Origin of the sequence: Gluconacetobacter johannae (assembly GCF_014174305.1) — a bacterium.
Lineage (GTDB): Bacteria > Pseudomonadota > Alphaproteobacteria > Acetobacterales > Acetobacteraceae > Gluconacetobacter > Gluconacetobacter johannae.
In genome coordinates this window covers 1-3634 of record NZ_JABEQH010000036.1, presented here as the reverse complement: position 1 = coordinate 3634, position 3634 = coordinate 1, and the positions used below count along the sequence as shown (strand labels likewise).

Here is a 3634-nt window from a genome sequence, read left to right as displayed (position 1 = left end):
ATACCGACACTCCCGTGAGCAACGCTCCGGGAGTGTTCGTGTTTTGAACCATTTCCAATGGCTTGCCGCTCGATCCAGGTCAGGATCGTCCCCCTGTTCCCCATACAGCATCGCGTCGATCTCGCCCCGGTTCGGGCCGGGAGTGAGCACGACCTTCTCGATCAGCGCCCGCAGTGCCTCGGCAGCTTCCAGCCGTTCCTCGGGGTGGTTGAGGGCGTCGGTCAGGCAGCTGACCTTGCGGGCGTAGATCGCCGAGGCACTCGGCAGCAGGTCAGGCACGTCATCAGGAACGTCGGACAGCAGCGTTGCCAGCTCGGTCTTGCGGGCTTCGAGCGTATCCATCTCTGCTTTCATGCTGGGATGGAACATCCCTTCCTTGATGGCTTCGATGATGCCCCGGATCTGCTTTTCGACCTTCACCTGTTCCACCTGCCAGACATCGGCGTTGGACCGACGTTCGCGATTCAGACGGTTGGTCTCCTCGGCATAGGCGCGCATGGCCTCGGTCGCGATTTCCGGCGCCATCATTCGGTCCTTGAGACCGGAGAGCACTCGGCGCTCCAGATCGGGGCGGGGGATCGTCCGGCTGTTGGTGCAGGAACCATTCGTCACATGGCTAGAGCAGGCGAAACGGTCGGAACCGCGCAGAGCGTAGGGGCCACCGCACAGGCCGCAGAACAGCAGGCCTGACAGCAGGGATTTCGGCCGGCGCGTGCCGTTGAGTCGGTTCCGCTTGTGATGTGCCCGCACGGCCTCGGTGACGTTGATGTATTTCTCTGCGATGATGCTCTGGCGGGCTTTTGTTGCCTGCCAGAGCGCGTCATCGACGATCCGCAGGTCGGGCACGTCTGTGATGACCCATTCTGATTCCGGGTTCAGGCGCGAAACGCGCTTGCCGGTGGACGGATTTTTGACGTACCGCTGCCGGTTCCAGACCAGGCGGCCGATATAGAGTTCGTTGTTGATGATGCCGGTGCCGCGCTTCACATGGCCCCGGATGGTGGTGTCACTCCACAGTTTGCCCTCGGGGCCGGAGATGCCTTGGTCGTTGAGGGCTTTGGCAATGGCGCGTGGCCCAATGCCGGCGGCGAAGTCACGGAAGATGCGGCGGATGATCTCCGCCTGATGCGCGTCGATCTCGCGGTCGCCCCGGATCTGTTCGCCCTTTGCGTCGAACTGCAGGACCACGCGATAGCCATAGCACAACCCGCCGCCGGACTTGCCGTCCTCGACCCGGCCACGCAGGCCGCGATGGGTCTTGGCCGCGAGATCTTTCAGAAACAGGGCGTTCATCGTGCCCTTGAGGCCCACATGCAGTTCGCTGATCTCGCCTTCGGCCAGGGTAACGATCGGCACGCCAGCGAATTTCAGGTGCTTGAACAGGGTGGCGACATCGGCCTGATCGCGCGAGATGCGATCCAGCGCCTCGGCCAGCACGATATCGTACCGTCCGGCCTGGGCATCCTGCAACAGGGTCTGGATACCGGGACGCAGGATCATGCTCGCGCCAGAGATGCCCGCGTCCTTGTAAGCACCGACGATTTTCCATTTCTCGCGCTTTGCGTGTTCGCGGCAGATGCGGAACTGGTCCTCGATCGAGGCGTCGCGCTGGTTGTCGGACGAGTAGCGGGCATACAGGGCGACGCGGGTCATGGGGATGTTCCTTATCAGGCGACCTTGTCCATCCGGCTCGGTCGGATCAGCACCTCGGCCGAGATGCCGAGGCCGTCATGCAACTGGCGGATCATGTCGATCGACAGGCCGCGCTTGCGGTTCAGCACGTCCGCCACCCGGTTACGCGGGCCGATCATCGGCTCCAGATCCTTGCGGGTGAGGCCCTGCTGCTCCATGCGGAAGCGGATCGCCTCGACCGGGTCGGGCGGGTCGATCGGATGGTGTTTCGCCTCATAGGCGTCGATCAGGGTGGCCAGAACGTCGAGCCTGTCGCCGTCCGGCGTGCCGCTTTTGGCACCCCACAGCCGCCCGACTTCTTCCAGCGCTGCGTCGTAATCCGCCTCCTTGCGGATGGGTTTCAGGTCAGCCGTCATGCTCCACCTCCGTCACGTCGATCCTGTCATACGCCTTGTGCGTGCCGATCCATTTGATCCAGACGATGCTTTTCTCGAAATCGACCGCCACGACCAGGCGATAGGCGTTTCCCTTGATGTTGAAGACGATCCGCTCGGCGCTGACGATGCTGGCCGTGGCATAGAGCTGCTTCACATCGGCGGTGCTCGTCCAGCCAGCCTTGCCGACTTCGGCGAACCAGGCGTCCAGCGCGGCCTTGACGGCAGGCTGATCCTTCTGGCCCGCCAGACTGTCGACGAACTCTCTCAGCGTGCGACGGGCGATGATCCTCATTGACTGACCTTATATCACGGGACCATAATGGTCACAAGAAAAATGCACGTTTCCCCGGCGAAGGGTCGTTCGCCGGCGGGGGCAATACTGCCGGGAAGGGGAGGCTACCGCATAGGACCGGATCGGTTCTGTCGAGCCTGTTTCCGCTCCAGCGCGCGGGCACGCTCGAACTGCTCGCGGGCCATCTGCCGCCCGATCAGGCGGGCGAGGGACCGGATGGCTTCATCAGACGGGCGGAACGCCTCCTCGGCCGTTTCCGCAACCTCGGCGGGGCCGAATACCTCGATCCTGATCCTGTCGGGTTTGCGTGCCATCCTGTCCACCTTCCGGGTCATGGGGCGACAGGAACGATGAAGGACAGGACAAGGGGATTTGAGAAGACCATGCGGCGCCCCATGCGGTAATCGGCGGTGATCGCGCAGAAAAGGGAGGCATGGCGGAAGTGGAAAAGGTGATCATTCTTCTGGCGATTGGGTATGCCATTGGATTCTATATACGGGGGCGTCGTGCGACGGCCGATCTGGCACAGGCCGGGCAGCAGATTGCTGATAGGAACACGCGGCTTCAGAGTCTGGATCGTCAGATCGCGGGACGCGATACAGAGCTTTCGTCGTTACGCCGCCGGATTGCCTCGCTGGAAACACAGGCTGCCGACCAGAAGAAGGACGCAGAGCGTCGGCGGCAATATTTTCAGGACAATGACCTGTCCAACACGCAAAACCAGTTACACTTCATCAGTCAGTGCAGTTTGCGGGCCGTTCGTCCTGTCAACAAAGAGGCTGTGCAGGTGCTCTACGCGCTCGACGAGTGGATCAGGACGTATCAGCCCGACTGGCGTTTCGCCTTCGAGGTTTCGATGGGTGGGTTCATCAAAACGACTTACGACCCGGAAGATCCGCGCCAGAAGCAGGCTTTCAGTTCCTATAGCGGCAAGCGTGTGGATTTCCTGCTGATTGATCGCTATGGGCTGCCAGTGCTGGTGATCGAATATAATGGTACGGGCCATGACCTGTCCGGCGATGCTGATGACCGCATGGCGGTGAAGCGTCTAGCCTTGCAGAAGGCCGGTATTCCTTTGCTCGAAATTCCCGAAAAGATGGCCAGGCTCCAAATCATGGCAGCCATTTCCGAGGCCGCTGGAGCGGCTCTCAAGGTAAAAACAGGCTAATACCAAAGGACGTGGCCACTGACTCGTGTGTGAAGTGACGAATGGCTCGGGCTCTGATTCTCTTGATGGGGGAGGATCTGGCTGATGACGAGGGCGGTGAAGCTA

Annotated in this window: 5 protein-coding genes; 1 reads left to right on the top strand and 4 read right to left on the bottom strand. The window is 61.4% G+C overall.

Features of this window, described 5'->3' with window-relative positions:
* The 4 genes from HLH21_RS16770 to HLH21_RS16755 all read right to left on the bottom strand — a co-directional run.
* A partial coding sequence (locus HLH21_RS16770) for a recombinase family protein (RefSeq protein ID WP_246379936.1) occupies positions 1-1653 on the bottom strand: 1653 nt, incomplete at its 3' end.
* Positions 1654-1667: 14 nt separating this feature from the next.
* Positions 1668-2048 (bottom strand): helix-turn-helix domain-containing protein, encoded by a 381-nt coding sequence (locus tag HLH21_RS16765; RefSeq protein WP_182944886.1) that lies wholly within the window; start codon positions 2046-2048, stop codon positions 1668-1670.
* A complete protein-coding gene (locus tag HLH21_RS16760; protein WP_182944885.1) occupies positions 2038-2361 on the bottom strand; it encodes a type II toxin-antitoxin system HigB family toxin in 324 nt (107 codons plus the stop codon). Before HLH21_RS16760 ends, HLH21_RS16765 begins: the two co-directional genes overlap by 11 nt.
* A gap of 104 nt (positions 2362-2465) precedes the next feature.
* On the bottom strand, positions 2466-2696 hold the full coding sequence (locus HLH21_RS16755) for a hypothetical protein (RefSeq protein ID WP_182944884.1): 231 nt from the start codon (positions 2694-2696) through the stop codon (positions 2466-2468).
* A gap of 98 nt (positions 2697-2794) precedes the next feature.
* On the opposite strand from HLH21_RS16755, the gene HLH21_RS16750 reads away from it, so the two are divergent.
* Positions 2795-3529, top strand: coding sequence for a DUF2726 domain-containing protein (locus HLH21_RS16750; protein WP_220789874.1), 735 nt, complete (start codon positions 2795-2797; stop codon positions 3527-3529).
* Positions 3530-3634: the final 105 nt, after the last annotated feature.